14 protein-coding genes are annotated in these 16,895 nt (G+C 67.7%); 11 read left to right on the top strand and 3 right to left on the bottom strand.

The features are described 5' to 3' along the window. Positions 1-84 precede the first annotated feature (84 nt). The 10 genes from C5E41_RS08705 (at position 85) to C5E41_RS08660 (ending at position 11,473) form a co-directional block, all read left to right on the top strand. The gene (locus C5E41_RS08705; protein ID WP_258080842.1) at positions 85-702 is read left to right on the top strand and encodes an Rv1476 family membrane protein; all 618 of its coding nucleotides are present in this window, start codon (positions 85-87) and stop codon (positions 700-702) included. A 407-nt stretch (positions 703-1,109) separates the two neighbouring features. Then, positions 1,110-2,528: an NlpC/P60 family protein gene (locus tag C5E41_RS08700; RefSeq protein ID WP_104375306.1), complete on the top strand. Its 1,419-nt coding sequence runs from the start codon at positions 1,110-1,112 to the stop codon at positions 2,526-2,528. A 96-nt stretch (positions 2,529-2,624) separates the two neighbouring features. After that, complete coding sequence (gene mraY, locus C5E41_RS08695) at positions 2,625-3,701, top strand: phospho-N-acetylmuramoyl-pentapeptide-transferase (RefSeq protein WP_104375305.1); 1,077 nt, start codon at positions 2,625-2,627, stop codon at positions 3,699-3,701. A 189-nt stretch (positions 3,702-3,890) separates the two neighbouring features. Then, a complete protein-coding gene (moxR1, locus tag C5E41_RS08690) occupies positions 3,891-5,054 on the top strand; it encodes a chaperone MoxR1 (protein ID WP_439956365.1) in 1,164 nt (387 codons plus the stop codon). Between the two features lie 26 nt (positions 5,055-5,080). Then, a complete protein-coding gene (locus tag C5E41_RS08685; RefSeq protein WP_063015014.1) occupies positions 5,081-6,058 on the top strand; it encodes a DUF58 domain-containing protein in 978 nt (325 codons plus the stop codon). After that, positions 6,055-7,059, top strand: coding sequence for a VWA domain-containing protein (locus C5E41_RS08680; protein ID WP_030514530.1), 1,005 nt, complete (start codon positions 6,055-6,057; stop codon positions 7,057-7,059). The genes C5E41_RS08685 and C5E41_RS08680 overlap by 4 nt, the downstream gene beginning before the upstream one ends. Positions 7,060-7,115: 56 nt before the next feature. Beyond that, positions 7,116-7,835, top strand: a complete 720-nt coding sequence (gene fabG1, locus C5E41_RS08675) for a 3-oxoacyl-ACP reductase FabG1 (RefSeq protein ID WP_104375304.1) — start codon at positions 7,116-7,118, stop codon at positions 7,833-7,835. Positions 7,836-7,896: 61 nt separating this feature from the next. Next, on the top strand, positions 7,897-8,733 hold the full coding sequence (gene inhA, locus C5E41_RS08670) for an NADH-dependent enoyl-ACP reductase InhA (RefSeq protein ID WP_104375303.1): 837 nt from the start codon (positions 7,897-7,899) through the stop codon (positions 8,731-8,733). A 20-nt stretch (positions 8,734-8,753) separates the two neighbouring features. Beyond that, positions 8,754-9,803 (top strand): ferrochelatase, encoded by a 1,050-nt coding sequence (locus C5E41_RS08665; RefSeq protein ID WP_104375302.1) that lies wholly within the window; start codon positions 8,754-8,756, stop codon positions 9,801-9,803. Positions 9,804-9,859: 56 nt separating this feature from the next. Beyond that, positions 9,860-11,473, top strand: a complete 1,614-nt coding sequence (locus C5E41_RS08660) for an FMN-binding glutamate synthase family protein (protein ID WP_104375301.1) — start codon at positions 9,860-9,862, stop codon at positions 11,471-11,473. Here the strand turns inward: C5E41_RS08660 and C5E41_RS08655 are convergent, their stop codons facing one another. Next, the gene (locus C5E41_RS08655; protein ID WP_258080841.1) at positions 11,474-12,256 is read right to left on the bottom strand and encodes a S1 family peptidase; all 783 of its coding nucleotides are present in this window, start codon (positions 12,254-12,256) and stop codon (positions 11,474-11,476) included. Between the two features lie 348 nt (positions 12,257-12,604). Between C5E41_RS08655 and C5E41_RS08645 the strand changes: the two genes are divergently transcribed. Continuing rightward, positions 12,605-13,474 carry a hypothetical protein gene (locus C5E41_RS08645; RefSeq protein WP_104375300.1) on the top strand — a complete coding sequence of 290 codons (870 nt, stop codon included), beginning with the start codon at positions 12,605-12,607 and terminating at the stop codon, positions 13,472-13,474. On the opposite strand, the gene C5E41_RS08640 is transcribed toward C5E41_RS08645, so the two are convergent. Both C5E41_RS08640 and C5E41_RS08635 read right to left on the bottom strand, forming a co-directional pair. After that, on the bottom strand, positions 13,471-14,280 hold the full coding sequence (locus C5E41_RS08640) for a hypothetical protein (RefSeq protein ID WP_104375299.1): 810 nt from the start codon (positions 14,278-14,280) through the stop codon (positions 13,471-13,473). The genes C5E41_RS08645 and C5E41_RS08640 overlap by 4 nt on opposite strands. A gap of 83 nt (positions 14,281-14,363) precedes the next feature. Next, positions 14,364-16,718 (bottom strand): arylsulfatase, encoded by a 2,355-nt coding sequence (locus C5E41_RS08635; RefSeq protein ID WP_104375298.1) that lies wholly within the window; start codon positions 16,716-16,718, stop codon positions 14,364-14,366. Positions 16,719-16,895: the final 177 nt, after the last annotated feature.

Here is a 16,895-nt window from a genome sequence, read left to right as displayed (position 1 = left end):
GCCCCCGTCGCGTACTGTGCTCGAAGGCCCCGTCGGAGTCGTCGCCTCCGGTGTGTCGGCCAGGTGTGTGTTGATCACGTGAATGTGTTGGACGTCCGTCGCTGGAGTCGGCGGCTCGACAAGACCGGATGGAAGATGACCGTCTCGTATGCCTCGGTTTTCACCCCTATGGCCGCGGAGCTACCGCCGGATACCGACGTCGACGCCATCGTGCTGGACCTTGCCGACAACCACGTAGCCGCGCCGGCCGCCAAGGACCAGGACAAGCTCGCCGAGATCGCGGATCAGGCCCGCGCGCACGGCATCGAGCTCAACATCGTGGTCGTGAAGGGAAACCCGGGCCGCGATTCGGATCTGCGCGACCTGGCGACCACCCTCGGCAAGAGTGAGCACGGCACGGTCGTGGTGTTCAGCGACGACTGGATCGGCACCTACAGCGATTCCATCAATCGCGCGCGGCTGGAGTGGGCCGAGGACAAGGCCAAGTATCAGGGCGGGCACACCGCGACGGCAGCGCAGATCTTCGTCGACCGGCTGGAGGCGCCGGAAAAGGTGTCGTGGACTGCGATCACCGGGGTGCTGCTGGCGGGCACCGTGCTGACCATCGGTGGCCTGTACTACCTGAAATCCCGGCGCGCGGCACGCGAGCGGGCCGCAGTGGCGGCCGATGCCGCGCCGAATCCGCCGGTGTCGTCCCGGTAGGCGTCCCCGGCCGCCGTCACCGGCGTGTGCGAGCCGATGCCGGATGATGCCGGAAACTAGCCACCACCTCGGCGTGATGCCCGATTCGAGGGATACGTCGCGATTCGCGGGACGAAACTGAATGACCGGTTTGGTTCGTGCCCGAAACCCCTATTCACAGTTGGCAAATTTTTAGCAAACCGGAAATTACTCCTCTGTGATTTGTCGTCCGATGTTTCCTCTGTGAAAGAAGTGTCGTACGGTTTCGAGGTGGCACTCTTGGGGAAGAAGTGTCACATGGGCCTCCAGCGTCCCTCGAGGGCAGATGGACCGTTGGTGCTCGTGCGGCGACGCCTCAATCGGTCGCCCAGCGCAGTCCTGGCGAATCTGGTGCTCGCCGGGAGCCGCAGCGGGATCAGGGAGGTGTGATGCGAATACCGGCGAGGCGGTCCGGGGGTGCCGCGAAGGTCGCTGTGGGGTTGCTCTTGTGTGGGATCGCGCTGGCGGTGACAGCTCCGCTGGTGGCCGCGGTGCCCCCGCCACCTCCGAATCCGAGTGACGGCGATATCGCCGCGGCGGGTGCGCAGGTCGATGCGGGGGTGAACCAAGTCAGCGGCCTGATCAATCAGGTCGCCACCGCCGACCAGCAGCTCGCCCAACTCGACACCGAGGTCGCCGGCAAGCGCGAAGCCGTGAACAAGGCGCTGGTGGATCTGCAGAACGCCCGGGACGCCGCCGACGCGGCCGCGGCCGCGGTCGCCGCCACCCAGCGTGATCTGCAGTCCGCCGGGGCGCAGCTCGATCAGGCCCAGGGCAAATTCGACGAATTCGCCGTCGACGCCTACACCCACCCGGGTTCGACGTCGATGGTCAACTATCTCGCCGGCTCCGATCCGGCCTCCGCGCTCGACCGCGCCGATCTGCTCGGCATGGCGTCGAAGAATCAGCAGGCCGCCATCGACGGCCTGCGCCGCGCACAGGTCGAACAGGCCAACAAGGATTCCGCGGCCCGGCAGGCCAAGAAGGCCGCCGACACGGCCGCGGCCGCCGCCGACCGGAAGCGCGAGCAGGCACAGGCCGCGGTCGCCGCCGCCAAGGCCGCTCTCGACCAGCAGGCGCAGCAGCGCGATGCCCTGATGGCCCAGCGCGATTCGGCCCAGCAGCAACTCGACCAGGCCCGGGCCACCGTGACCGGACTGCAGGGCCAGCGCGACGCCTACCTGGCCTGGGATCGTCAGCGCCGGGCCGAAGTCGCCGCCGCCCAAGCCGCCGCGACCGCTGCCGCCGCACGCGCCGCCGCTGATCAGGCCGCCCGGGACCGCGCCGCCGAACTCGGCGCGGGCAAGCGGCCGCACACCCAGCTGGACAACGCACCGCCGCCGCGCCGATCGATGTCGACCCCGAGCCGGCCCAGCGGCAGCCGCTCCGAACTGATCGAGACGGTCGTCGACCGTGCGATGTCGCAACTGGGTGTGACCTACGCCTGGGGCGGCGGCGACGAGGACGGCCCCACCAAGGGCATACACGACGGCGGTGTGGCCGATTCCTACGGCGACTACAACAAGGTGGGCTTCGACTGCTCGGGCCTGATGATCTACGCGTTCGCCGGTGTCGGCATCTCCCTGCCGCACTACAGCGGCTACCAGTACACGATGGGCACCCGGGTCAAGGTCGCTCAGCGCGAGCGCGGGGACATGTTGTTCTGGGGCGCCAACGGCAGTGAGCACGTCGCGCTGTACCTGGGCGACGGCAAGATGATCGAGGCGCCCGAATCCGGTGACATCGTGAAGATTTCGCCGGTGCGCGAGGGCGGCATCATGCCGTACGCCGTTCGCCTGATCACCTGACGCACCTCCGAATGATCTTGGCTACCATGCGAATCGGCACACATCGTGCCGGTCCGTTCGGCACGAGCCGAGAGTTCGGTAGTAGTTGAGGTATTGATGAGGCAGATCCTGTTCTCGGCGGCGATCGCACTCGCGGTCTCGATCACCGTGACGCCGTTGCTGATCAGGTTGTTCGCACGGCGGAATCTCGGCCAGCAGATCCGCGTCGAGGGCCCGCAGAGTCATCAGGCCAAACGTGGCACTCCCACCATGGGGGGCATCGCCATCGTGGCCGGGCTGTGGGCCGGTTATCTGGGCTCGCACCTGATCGGCCTGCGCTACGACGCCGACGGGCCCTCGGCCTCCGGGCTGCTGGTGCTCGGCCTGGCCACCGCGCTGGGGTTCGTCGGGTTCCTCGACGATTTCATCAAGATCCGCAAGCACCGCAATCTGGGCCTGACCGCGACGGGCAAGTACATCGGACAGATCGGCGCTGCCGTGGTGTTCGGGATCCTCGCGCTGCGCTTTCCGGGCAGTACCGGGCTCACCCCGGCCAGCCGGCAGGTGTCGTACGTGCGGGACTGGCCCACGGTGGCCTTTCCGCTGGTGATCTTCCTGCTGGCGGTGTGCTTTGTGGTCGTCGCCTGGTCGAACGCGGTGAACATCACCGACGGGCTGGACGGGCTGGCCGCGGGATCTATGGGTTTCGCGCTGGGCGCCTACGTCATCGTGACGTTCTGGCAGTACACCAATTCCTGTACCGCCCACGTGCTTCCGGGCTGCTACAGCGTGCGTGACCCGCTGGATCTGGCCGTGGTCTGCGCGGCCGGTGGCGCGGCCTGCATCGGATTCCTGTGGTGGAATGCCAATCCGGCCAAGATCTTCATGGGCGATACCGGGTCGCTGGCCCTGGGCGGGCTGCTGGCCGGAATCTCGATCACCACCCGCACCGAATTGCTGATGGTCGTCGTGGGCGCGTTGTTCTTCGCCGAAATTCTGTCCGTGGCGTTGCAGATCGCGGTTTTCCGCACCACTCGCAACCGGTTGTTCAAGATGGCGCCGTTCCATCACCATTTCGAACTCGGCGGCTGGCCCGAAACCACGGTGATCATCAGATTCTGGCTGCTCGCGGGGATCGCGGCCGCGGTCGGGCTGGCCCTGTTCTACGCCGAATATCTGGCCGCCGTGGGCTGATCCGCCGCGGTGACCGGCTGCGACACGGGAATTCGGAATCGGCGCATTCCGGACACCGTCGAACGCCTTCCGATCCGCCCGGGAGGCCTGGCCCGCGACATTGTGCGAGCCCAGTTGCGGCAATCTTGCTCGATACCTGGAATAGTTGGGGCGGCACGCATGGAGACCGAAGCGAAAGCGGGGAGTTTGGTGACTTCGACGGACGATGTGAGCGCTGGGAGTGCGGTGAAGCAGGCGGAGGCTGCCTCGGGCACTTTGGAGCGCGACGTCGCGACCCTGGAGAAGGCGATCTACGAAGTCAAACGGGTCATCGTCGGTCAGGACCGGTTGGTCGAGCGGCTGCTCGTCGGCGTTCTGGCTCGCGGGCATGTGCTGCTCGAGGGTGTGCCCGGTATCGCCAAGACGCTGGCGGTGGAGACCTTCGCGAAGGTGGTCGGCGGCAGCTTCTCGCGCGTGCAGTTCACCCCCGACCTGGTACCCACCGATCTCATCGGTACCCGCATCTACCGGCAGGGCCGCGAGGAGTTCGACACCGAACTGGGTCCGGTCGTCGCCAACTTCGTCCTCGCCGACGAGATCAACCGCGCGCCCGCGAAGGTGCAGTCGGCGCTGCTCGAGGTCATGGCCGAACGGCACGTGTCGATCGGCGGCAAGACCTACCCCATGCCCGATCCGTTCCTGGTCATGGCGACCCAGAACCCGATCGAGAGCGAGGGTGTGTACCCGCTGCCCGAGGCGCAGCGCGACCGCTTCCTGTTCAAGGTCGTCGTCGACTATCCGACGGTCGAGGAGGAGCGCGAGATCATCTACCGGATGGGTGTGACCCCGCCGGAGCCCAAGCAGATCCTGGAGCCGGCCGAACTGATCCGGCTGCAGAAGCTGGCCGCCAACACCTTCGTCCACCACGCCCTGGTCGACTACGTCGTGCGCGTCATCGCCGCGACCCGCAAACCGGCCGAATTCGGACTCGGGGACGTCGCGGGCTGGATCGCCTACGGTGCCTCGCCGCGTGCCAGCCTCGGCATCATCGCCGCCGCCCGTGCGGTCGCGCTGATCCGGGGCCGCGATTACGTGGTGCCGCAGGATGTGGTCGAGGTCGTTCCGGATGTGCTGCGCCACCGCCTCGTGCTGTCCTACGACGCGCTCGCCGACGAGGTCAGCCCCGACGATGTGATCCGCCGGGTGCTGCAGACCGTCGGCCTGCCGCAGGTCGCCACCCAGGCCAACGCGCCCGGCGGTCCGGCGCCGATGCCGGCACCGGGCCCGCAGGCTGCCGCGCCGCAGCCTATCGCCCCGCATCCGGCCGGTCAGCCGCAGAACGGTCAGGGCGCCGGGCAGCCGCAGCGCCAGTGAGCGGGGCATCGGATTCGGTTGCGCCAGTGACGAACTCAGCTCACGTCCCCGCTCACCACGACAGTGCACCGCCGTCGTTCCGATCCGGAGATCTGCGTGATCCGCGATTGTCGGCGGCGCTGAAAACTCTCGAGCTGACAGTTCGCCGCCGGCTCGACGGCGTACTGCACGGCGATCATCTCGGGCTGATCCCGGGCCCCGGGTCCGAGCCCGGGGACGCGCGGATGTATCAGCCGGGTGACGATGTGCGCCAGATGGATTGGTCGGTCACCGCGCGCACCACCCATCCCCACGTGCGGCAGATGATCGCCGACCGGGAGCTCGAGACCTGGCTGGTGGTCGACCTGTCGGCCAGTCTGGACTTCGGCACCGCGCTGTGCCAGAAGCGCGATCTGGTGGTCGCGGCGGCTGCCGCGGTGACGCATCTGACCAGCGGCGGTGGTAACCGGATCGGCGCGGTCGTCGCCAACGGCGAACGGCTGTACCGGATTCCGGCCCGCACCGGCCGGGTGCACGCCCAGTCGCTGCTGCGCAGCATCGCCACCACACCCCATGCGAGCGACGGCGTGCGCGGCGATCTGCGCGGCGCCATCGAGTCGCTGCGCCGGCCGCAGCGCAAACGCGGTCTGGCCGTTGTCATTTCGGACTTCCTCGGCGAGATCGACTGGCAGCGTTCGCTGCGCGCGATCTCCGGCCGTCACGATCTGCTCGGTGTGGAGATCCTCGATCCGCTGGATCTGGATCTGCCCGACGTCGGTGACGTGGTGCTCCACGATCCCGAAACCGGACGCACCCGCGAATTCACCGTCACTCCCACCCTGCGCGCCGATTTCGGACGTGCTGCCCAGCAGCATCGCGAACAGGTCGAGGCGGCCCTGCGCAGTTGCGGGGCGCCGGTGATGACGCTGCGCACCGATCGTGACTGGATCGCCGACGTGGTCCGTTTCGTGTCCACTCGGCGTCACACCTTCGGCGCCCCGACCGGGCGGGTGCCCCGACAGTGAGTATTTCGCATTTCACGTCCGCTATCTGGCTGGCGTTCCTCATCGTCGTCGTCGCGATCGCGCTGCTCTACGTACTGGTCCAGCGGCGTCGCAAACGGCATATGCTGCGGTTCTCCAACATGGAGACCCTCGAACGCGTAGCGCCCAAGCGTCCCAGCAACTGGCGGCACGCGCCGGTGGCGCTGATGCTGGTGGGCCTGGCTCTGCTGACGGTCGCCGCGGCGGGTCCACAGGCGGCCAAGAAGGTGCCGCGCAACCGGGCCACGGTCATGCTGGTGATCGACGTGTCGTTGTCGATGGAGGCCACCGATGTGCCGCCGTCACGGATTCAGGTCGCGAAGAAGGCCGCGACCGATTTCGTCGACGGCCTCACCCCGGGTATCAACCTGGGGTTGGTGACCTTCGCGGGTACCGCATCGGTTCAGGTCTCACCGACCACCAACCGGGAAGCGATGAAGGCGGCGATCAACAATATGAAGCTTGCCGAACGGACCGCCACCGGTGAGGGCATCTTCAGCGCTCTGCAGGCCATCGATACGCTCGCCTCGGTCCTGGGCGGGGCGCAGACGCCGCCCCCGGCGCGGATCGTGCTGATGTCCGACGGCAAGCAGACCGTGCCCGACGACAAGGACGTCGACAACCCCCGCCACGGCTTCGTCGCCGCGCGGGTCGCCAAGCAGAAGGGCGTCCCGGTCTCGACCATCTCCTTCGGCACCACCTGGGGTTCGGTCGAGATCCCGGATCAGGACGGTAAGGGCTCCCAGCGCGTCCGGGTACCGGTCGACGACGACTCCTTGCGCGAGATCGCCAAGATCTCCGGCGGAGACTTCTACACCGCCTCCACGCTGGAAGAACTCAGTGCCGTCTACGACACCCTGGACAAGCAGATCGGCTACGAGATGCAGATGGGTGACGCCAGCCGGCCGTGGCTGCTGCTGGGTCTGCTGCTGACCGCTGCGGGTGTGGTGAGCGGTCTGGTCTATCGTCAACGCCTGCCATAACGGGTACCGCGCAACCCGGCCACGACAGTCGAACTCGAACAGATAGGTTGACATTCATGTCGAACTTCACTTCCCGATCGGTCCTGGTGACCGGTGGCAACCGCGGTATCGGTCTCGCGGTGGCCCAGCGGCTGGCCGCCGACGGGCACAAGGTTGCCGTCACCCATCGTGGATCGGGCGCGCCGGAAGGTCTTCTGGGCGTGAAATGCGATGTGACGGATACGGATTCGATCGATGCGGCCTTCAGCGAGATCGAGGCCAAGCAGGGCGCGGTCGAGGTGCTGGTGGCCAACGCCGGCATCGTGGACAACACCCTGCTCATGCGGATGAGTGAGGAGCAGTTCACCCGGGTCATCGATGCCAACCTGACCGGCGCGTGGCGCTGCGCCAAGCGCGCCAACCGGGCGATGCTGCGGGCCCGCTTCGGCCGCATCATCTTCCTGGGCTCGGTCGTGGGCCAGATGGGTGGTCCCGGCCAGGTGAACTATGCGGCGGCCAAGGCCGGTCTGGTCGGCATGGCGCGCGCGATCACCCGCGAGATCGGCTCACGCAACATCACCGCGAATGTGGTGGCGCCCGGTTTCATCGACACCGATATGACTCGGGAAGAGATGACCGAGGACATGCGCGAGATGGCACTGAAGGTCATTCCCGCGGGCCGCATCGGCCAGCCCGAGGAAGTCGCGGCGGCGATCAGCTTCCTGGCCTCCGACGACGCCTCCTACATCAGCGGTGCGATCCTGCCGGTCGACGGCGGCATGGGCATGGGCCACTGAGCCAGCGGCCCTGAGCCTGTCGACTTCCCATCCGAGTTTCCCCGAGGAGAATTCACCACTCATGAGCGGAATCCTGGACGGTAAAACCGTCCTGATCACCGGGATCATCACCGATTCGTCGATCGCCTTCCACGCCGCCAAGGTGGCCCAGGAGCAGGGCGCGAAGGTGATCATCACCGGTATCCCCGAGCGGCTGCGCCTGATCGACCGCATCGCCAAGCGCCTGCCCCAGGAAATCGCGCCCGCGATCGGCCTCGACGTCACCAACGAGGACGATCTCGCCGGTCTCGCCGACAAGGTGCGCGAACTCGCGCCCGAAGGCATCGACGGCGTGCTGCACTCCATCGCCTTCGCCCCGCGCACCCTGATGGGCCCCGACGCGCTGCCGTTCCTCGACGGCCCGGGCGCCGATGCCGCCAAGGCCTTCGAGATCTCCGCGTGGAGCTACGCCTCGCTGGCGCGCGCGGTGCTGCCCGCGATGAACGAGGGTGGCTCGATCGTGGGCATGGACTTCGACCCGCGCACCGCGATGCCGTACTACAACTGGATGGGTGTGGCCAAGGCCGCGCTCGAGTCGGTGAACCGCTATGTGGCGCGAGAGGTGGGCCAGGCCAAGCGAGTTCGCTCCAACCTGGTCGCCGCGGGCCCGATCAAGACCCTCGCCGCCAAGGCGATCGCGGGCACGGCCACCGACGATGCCAAGCAGCTGAACATGCTCAACACCTACTGGGACGGCGCCTCGCCGATCGGCTGGGATGTCGACGACCCGACCGTGGTCGCCAAGTCGATCGTCACCCTGCTCTCGGACTGGCTGCCCGGCACCACCGGTTCGATCATCTACGTCGACGGCGGCGCCAGCCACAACACCTGGTTCCCGGAGAACTGGTCGGCCAACTGAGAGCCTGGAGGTAATCAGCCGTGACCGGGACCGTCGACGCACTGCTCCTGCTGTCCTTCGGCGGTCCCGAACGCCCCGAGGACGTGATGCCGTTCCTGGAGAACGTCACCCGGGGCCGGGGCGTACCGCGGGAACGCCTCGACGAGGTGGCCCAGCACTACCTGCACTTCGGTGGCGTCTCGCCGATCAATGCGCTCAACCGCGATCTGATCGCCGCGATCGAGGCCGAATTCGCCGCGCGCGCGGTGGATCTGCCGGTGTACTTCGGTAATCGCAACTGGCATCCGATGGTCGAGCAGACCGTCGCGACCATGCGCGCCGACGGCATCGGCCACGCCCTGGTGTTCCCGACTTCGGCGTGGGGCGGATATTCCGGTTGCCGTCAGTACGACGAGGACATCGCGCGTGCCCGCGCGGCCGTCGACGGGGCGCCGGAACTGACCAAACTGCGGCAGTACTTCGATCATCCGCTGCTGATCGACTCCTTCGCCGACGCCGTGCGCGCCGCGGTGCGGGACCTGCCGGCCGACGTGCGCGATGGGGCCCGGCTGGTGTTCACTGCCCATTCGATCCCGGTCGCCGCCGATGCTGCGGCCGGACCGCCTGCCGACGGTGGTCACCTCTACCGCCGCCAGGTCGCCGAAGCGGCCCGATTGTGCGCCGCGGCAACGGGTTTCGACGACTTCGACGTAGTGTGGCAGTCGCGGTCCGGACCGCCGCAGGTGCCGTGGCTCGAGCCCGACATCGTCGACCATCTGGAAGCGCTGTCCGGCAACGGTGTCGAGGCCGTCGTGGTGTGCCCGGTCGGCTTCGTCTCCGACCACCTCGAGGTCGTCTGGGACCTGGACAACGAGGCCGCCGAGAAGGCCGCCGAACTCCGTATGGCCTTCGCCCGCGCCGCCACCCCCGGCCCGGATCCGCGCTTCGCCCGGATGGTGGCCGAACTGGTCGGCGAACATCTCGAGGGGAACGAACCACGGCGTCTGGGCGCGGTGCCCGGGTACGGTTGCACCCGCAACGGGGCGATCTGCGCACCCGGATGCTGTGAACCCGTGCGTCGCCGAAAGTAACCGCCGCCGAGCGGGTATGCCCTCGATATGAACGTGCGAAAGGTGGCGGTGGGGCCATGACGCGATTCTTCCTCTTCGGTCTGCTCACGGTGGCGGTGGTCGTCCTGGGCGTGATCGCGGCGATCGGCTCGTGGGCCTGGTGGATACTCGCCGTCGCAGCGGGATTGCTCGTTCTCGTCGGCGGCTACGATCTGGTGCAGCGCCGGCATTCGATCCTGCGCAACTATCCCTTACTGGGGCATATGCGCTACCTGCTCGAAAGTGTCCGGCCCGAACTACAGCAGTATTTCGTCGAGCGGAATTTCGACGGCCGCCCCTTCGACCGTGACGTGCGGACGATGATCTACGAGCGCGCCAAGGGAATTCACGGCGAACTGTCCTACGGCACCGAGCGCGATATCGAAGCGGTCGGCTACGAATTCCTCGTCCACTCGGTGGCGGCGCTCCCTGAGCCGGATCAGCCGCCGCGTGTGCTGATCGGCGGCCCGGACTGCCGGCAGCCCTATGCCATGTCGCTGCTGAACGTCTCGGCGATGAGTTTCGGCGCCCTGTCGGGGAATGCGCTGCGGGCGTTGAACATCGGCGCCGCTCGCGGTGGCTTCGCCCACGACACCGGTGAGGGCGGGCTGACACCGTTTCATCTGGAGGGTGGCGCGGATCTGGTGTGGGAGATCGGAACGGCGTACTTCGGCACCCGCACCCGCGACGGCCGCTTCGATCCGGACCAATTCGCCGAGAAGGCCGGCTACGAACAGGTGAAGGCGATCTCGGTGAAATTGAGTCAGGGCGCGAAGCCCGGACTCGGCGGGGTCCTGCCGGCCGCGAAGGTGAGCGAGGAAATCGCCCGCTATCGCGGGGTGCCGGCACACGAGAAATGCGTCAGCCCGCCCGCACATGCGGAATTCCACACCCCGCGCGAATTGATTCGCTTCATCGTCCGCCTGCGTGAATTGTCCGGCGGTAAGCCGATCGGGTTCAAGCTGTGCGTCGGTTCGCGCACGGATATCCTCGCGATCTGCAAGGCGATGATCGCCGAGGGGACCGCACCCGATTTCATCGTCGTCGACGGTGCCGAGGGCGGTACGGCGGCAGCGCCGCTGGAATACGAGGACCACGTCGGGCTGCCGCTGACCGATGGTCTGATGACCGTGCACAACGCGCTCGTCGGAACCGGTCTGCGGGACCGGATCCGGCTGGGCGCCAGCGGAAAGGTGGCTACCGGCACGGATATCGTCAAGAGATTGGTGCAGGGCGCGGACTTCACCAATGCCGCCCGGGCGATGATGATGGCGGTCGGATGCATCCAATCCCAGCGCTGCCACACCAATCAGTGCCCGGTCGGCGTCGCCACTCAGGATCCGCGGCGTGCCCGCGCCCTCGACGTCGCCGACAAGGCCGAGCGGGTGCGGCGGTATCAGGAGGCCACGGTACGCCAGGCGATGCAGATGATGGCCTCGATGGGCGTGCACGACCCCGCCGGACTCGATACCCATATGCTGCGGAAAAAGGTGGCGCCCAACGAGATCCGGTCGTACGCCGAACTCTACGAATGGCTGGCGCCCGGGGAGCTGCTCGTCCATCCGCCGGCGAGCTGGCGTGCCGACTGGGAGGCGGCCGATCCGGATTCGTTTCGCCCGGTCGCGCCGGCCCAGCCGGTCCGCGCGCGGTGATCAGAAGTCGAGGGCGGGCACCCGCGCGTACACACCGGGAAATCCGGGTTCGGCCGAACCTTTACCCCACGAGGTGACGCCGGCGACCATGCCGTCGACCAACAGCGGTGCGCCGCTGTCGAATTCACCGGTGTCGGCGGCGGGAGAGCCCGCGCACAGCGCCTCGCCCGGATCGAATTCGGCACCGTAGGCGACCGCGCAGGCCGTATCGGACACCAGCGGCAGCGTCGCCGACCGCAGCACGCTGTTGGACTGGTCGTCCTCGGAGGTGGCGCCCCAGCCGACCACCGTCACCGTATCTCCCTGTGGCGCCACCACGGCCACGGCCGGCAGGGCGACCGGTGCGCTGAGCACCAGGACGGCGACATCATGGTGATAGCTCAGATCCGTGCCGAACAGCGAGACCCGGAAACCCGGGTCGATCCGGACATCGGCGATTCCGACGGTGACCCCGCCGTGCCCGGCGACATCGGTGCGGCCGAAGGTCACCGTCGTTCCCGGCAGCGTGCGGGCGATTGCTCCGCAGTGTGCGGCCGTGAGCACCCGGTCCGGGGCGATCAGGGCGCCGGCGCAGAACTGGCCGCCCGGCCTCGTCGCGTAGGCGGGCGTGCCGATGGCCGCGAGCCACGGATAGTCGGCGGCGCTGACCGGGACACCGCCGACCACGGCCTGCGCCGCGGTCGGCGGCAGCAGGGCGCAGGCGAGCGCGGCGGCGACGGCGCCCGCCGCCCGGCGCGGGGAAATCTTCATGACGACCTCGATGCTGTACGACGTGCCCGCCAAAGTTTCACCGTACGACTATGACCGAGGTGGGGCGAATTCGCCGGTGCCGCCCCGCGCATCGCGGGGATCTTTCTACGCCGTCACGCGGCGGCCGGCGATCTGCGCCTGCCGGCGACGACTCGTCGCGATGGCTACCCACGGATCAGCCCGCGGGAACCACGCCTGTTCGAGGGCGGATATCACCGGCGCCTCGGCGGTCGAGGTGGGCTGCGGGCATATGGATGTGCTGATCTGGAAACCAGCCGAGGGCGAGACAATGCTGCGCAGGCACTGAGCCTCTCGGCCGGTCGCCGACGTTTCGCGCGGTAACTGACCTGCGATCAGCTAATTCACCGCTATTGTGCGGAGGTGGACATCGCGCTGGAGTGGGACCAGCATCCGGGAACGGGTTTGCGGCTGGCCGCCGAGCTGGCGGGCCGCACCGGGTTGCCCCTGCTCGAAGATATGTCCGTCGCCGACGGCACCGCCGATCTGCTGGGCGTGATCGCCGCCCGCGGTGGCGGTGAGTTGCTGGGCTGGGCGGAATTGCGTGATGCCGGCCTGGGCGAGGCGTGGGTGCAGGCGGTGTCCGCGCAGCGCCTCGTACATTCGCTGCATCTGGGCCGCGCCGACGAGTCCGAACCGCAGGCGGCGGAAACCGAGATGGTCTGCCGCTTGACCGCCGAGGCGGTGCGCCGGGCCACCGCTGCCGGATACCGGGTGCTGCGCTGGCAGGGCACCGATATCGGACCGTCGGGCCGGGCGGCGGCCGAACTGGGTGCGCGGCGGGTCGACGAATACGCGCGGCTGTGGGAGCTGGATCTCACCCGGTCGCCCGCACCGGACACCACCGCGCCCCTGCGGCGGCTGGTGCACACCCTCGCCGAATCGGCCGACCCGCCGGGCCGGGTGCTGCTCACGACCGTGCTCTCGGCCCGGTCTGCGACCGAACCGATTACCACGATCACGACCTTCGCCGGCGGCGACGAGGCCTACATCAGCGCCGAGGAGGGTTTCGCCCACCGCGAGGCCGACGCCGATCTGCTGGCCGCGGCCTTCGGCGCGGTCGTGGCCGAATTACGCGCCGTCATGCCCGATATCACCGTGCTGCGCGTGTTCGAATTCGACGACGAGGCGCTGCGCGCGGCCCTGGCCCGGATCGGCATGCGAGTCTGCGGGCGCTACAACGACTACGAACTGGATCTGCCCGGGCCGGACACCGGCGAGGCCGTGACCTAACGCGGGCCGGCCGCCGCGTTCACCGCGGCCAGCCGGGCGGCGCGCAGGGCGTTCCACAGGGGTCGCAGCAGCGTCTCCTGGGCCTGCACGGCGCTGGCCGAACTGGGGGAGGAAGGGGCCGTCTGCTGGGCCACGGTGAGGATCGCGGCCACATGGTCGGCCGAATCGAGGATGCGGCGGGCCCGCAGCGGCGCCGAGTCGGGGTAGATGTGGCGCGAGCAGGCGGCCAATTCGGCCTCGATCAGTTCGCGCGGATCGTCGTCACCGCCGATCGCGGTGGTGTGCAACCGCATCAGGGCTTCCGCGGCCTCGCGCACCGCCTCCCGCATCGCGTATTCGGCCTCGCCGAGCGCCATATCCGGTGCCGGGACCGGAATCGGGGTGTGGAAGACCGTCCACTGCAGCGATTCCTCGTCGGTCCACTGCGGCACCAGCGCCACACCCTCGCCACCGGGTACCCCGGCGATCACGCCTTCCTCGGCATCCATTGCCGCCGTGGCGAATTCGGTACCCATCGGCAATCCGCGCGCATCGCCCGGCACAGGCAGCACCAGCCGCATCTGGGCCCCCGACTCGGCCATCGCCTCGCGAATGACCTTGAGCAGGACCATGATTCCGGTGCCGGCCTCCAACGGCTCGGCCGAGGGCCACGGCAGTCCCGTCCGTCCGCCGGTCAGCGGGTCACCGGCGGCGACGCTGTGCTGCGGAGACCAGGCGCGCAACGCGTCCAGCACATCGTCGGGCGCGCTGCGGCCCGCCAGCCACGAGCCCGCCCACACCGTCAGCGTGGCACTGGGAGAACACATGGTTCGAGGATAGTGGTGCCGCGGCAATCCTGTGGGCACTGGTGCGGCTGTCGTGCGAGTGGGAGTTGCCGCGGCAGGCAGCCTCAATCCCGCGAAAACGCGGCGGCGGCAGCCATTTCGAGGTCGATGTACGGTTTACCACTCACATCCTCGACGACCTGGCGCATGATTCCGCCGGTGAACGGGAAGGGCGCGTGGTAGCGCGGGGATACCGACTGGCCGCCGTCGCGACCGACCCGGACGCCCTCGCCGACGCCGGAGAACACGGTCGGCTGGGTCCGCATATCGTCGAGCGAACCCACCGGGTTCTCGTCGATGTAGAGGACCGCCTCCCCGGTCGGGGTGAAATTGTCCGGCCGCGTGCCCTTCCGTTCGTAGCGCATGCCCAGGATGTGGTCACCGAGCGGTACCGGACGGTCGGAGACCATCACCTGTTCCTCCTCGCCGAGGAAGTTGTAGACGTAGTGCAGATGTCCGTCCTTCAGGAACAGCGTGTGCCCGCCGAGGCGCCCGCCGTGGGCGAACAGCACGCCCTCGGCGCCGGGACTGGTGATGGTCGTCTCGGCGAGCAACGCGAAGGATCGACCGCGAATCTCCAGCGCTGCCCCCGGGCCCACCTCGGCGATGCCCGGATAGTAGACGGCGGTGTCCCGGGTCTTGGCATACGTCGGCCGGTCGCGCAGCATCACCGACACGATGTCGAGATCGTAGAGCGGCAGACCGTTGTACTTCTCGGCTTCGGCGAACCACAGCGCCTTCAATTCCTCCAGCTTCTCGGGATGTGTGCCGGCCAGGTCGTGCATCTGGCTGCGGTCCTCTTCGATATGGAACAGCTCCCACCGGTCGCTGTCGAAATGCCCCCAGCCCGACGGGCACGCCGCGTGCACCGCGTCGGCGAACCATCCCCGGTGCCAGATGCCGCGGGTGCCGAGCATCGAATAGAACTGGGTGTGCTTGCCGGAGTCGGCGTTCGGATCATCGAGCAGGGCCCGGAAGCTGACCCCTTCCAGCGGGCGCTGCGCCACGTTCTTCACCGTGTCCGGGGGCGTGATGCCGAGCAGGTCGTAGACCGTCGGGGTGATATCGCAGACGTTGAGGTAGTGGTGGCGCAGTTCGCCGCGGGCGGCGATTCCGGCCGGCCAGGAGAGCAGACAGGCGTCGGCGATGCCGCCCTCGTGAGATGCGTACCGTTTGTACAGTTTGTACGGGGTGTTGAAGGCCATCGCCCACCCGATGCTGTAGTGGTTGTAGGTGGTCGGCGACCCCAGCTCGTCGAGTTTGGCCAGGCTGTCCTCGATCGTGTCGATGTAGCCGTTGAAGAATTTCATCTCGTTGGCCGACCCGTTCGGACCGCCCTCACCGCTGGCGCCGTTGTCGGAGAAGGCGACGATGATCGTATTGTCCAGCTGCCCGCTCTCCTCGAGATAATCGAGGAGACGACCGATCTGGGCATCGGTGTAGGACAGGAAGCCGGCGAATACCTCCGCCTGGCGGCGGAACAGCCGTTTCTCCTCCTCCGACAGCGAATCCCAGGCGCGCACCGTGTCCTGCAGCGGCCAGGGCTCGCCGTTGCTCCCGGTAGCATCCGCGTAGGGGTTCATCGGAGACAGTTCGGTGTCCTCCGGAATCAACCCCATGCGCTTCTGGTTGTCCAACACGATGTCGCGGTACTTCTCGTACCCCATGTCGAATGTGCCGCGGTACTTGTCCGCCCATTCTCGCGGGACATGATGCGGCGCGTGACCGCAGCCGGGGCACAGGTACAGGAACCACGGTTTGTCCGGTGCGATGACCTTGGCGTCACGAATGAACTCGATCGACTTGTCGGCCAGATCTTTCGACAGGTGATATCCGTCCTCCGGCGAGTACGGCGGGGTGACCGGGTGATTGTCGTAGACCAGATTGGGGTACCACTGGTCGGCTTCGCCACCGAGGAATCCGTAGAACCGCTCGAATCCGCGCCCCAGCGGCCAATGACGCTTCGACGCCGCCAGGTTGTTTTCCTCGAGCGGTGTCATATGCCATTTGCCGACGGCATAGGTATTCCACCCGCGCTCGGTGAGGACCTCCGAGCACAGGGCGGTGTCGTCCGGAATCCGGCCGCTCATACTCGGGAAGCCGTCGGTGAACTCCTCGATGGTCGCCATTCCGACGGATGTCGGATTCCTTCCGGTGAGCAGCGAAGCGCGCGTCGGTGAGCACAGCGCTGTGGTGTGGAACTGGGTGAATTGGATTCCGTGGTCGGCGATTCGCTTCATATTCGGCATCTCGACCAGGCCGCCGTAGCAGTCCCAGGTGGCGATTCCGATGTCGTCCCACACCAGATACAGCACATTGGGCGCGCCGCGCGGTGCGGCCGGTTCCGTGAACGGCTTCCAGTCGGCGACGGAATCACGAATATCGAGCGCGATATGTCCTTCGAATTTCTCGGCCACCATCCACCTCCGGACGGAGAGTCATCGGATCGCCGTCGATCCGGTCCGGGGCCGCCCCCGCACGTGTCCATCCGTGGTCGTCGGGGCGCGGCCTCGATGCCTGCTGGATACTCTCGAACTCGTTCGAACAGCCGAGAGTCGATAGGGACTGCCGTGCGACGGCCACTCGTCCGGTTCCCG

Origin of the sequence: Nocardia nova (genome assembly GCF_002933465.1) — a bacterium.
GTDB classification, from domain to species: Bacteria; Actinomycetota; Actinomycetes; order Mycobacteriales; family Mycobacteriaceae; genus Nocardia; species Nocardia nova_B.
Note: the sequence above shows the minus strand (reverse complement) of the source record. Positions and strands in the feature narration are given on the sequence as shown.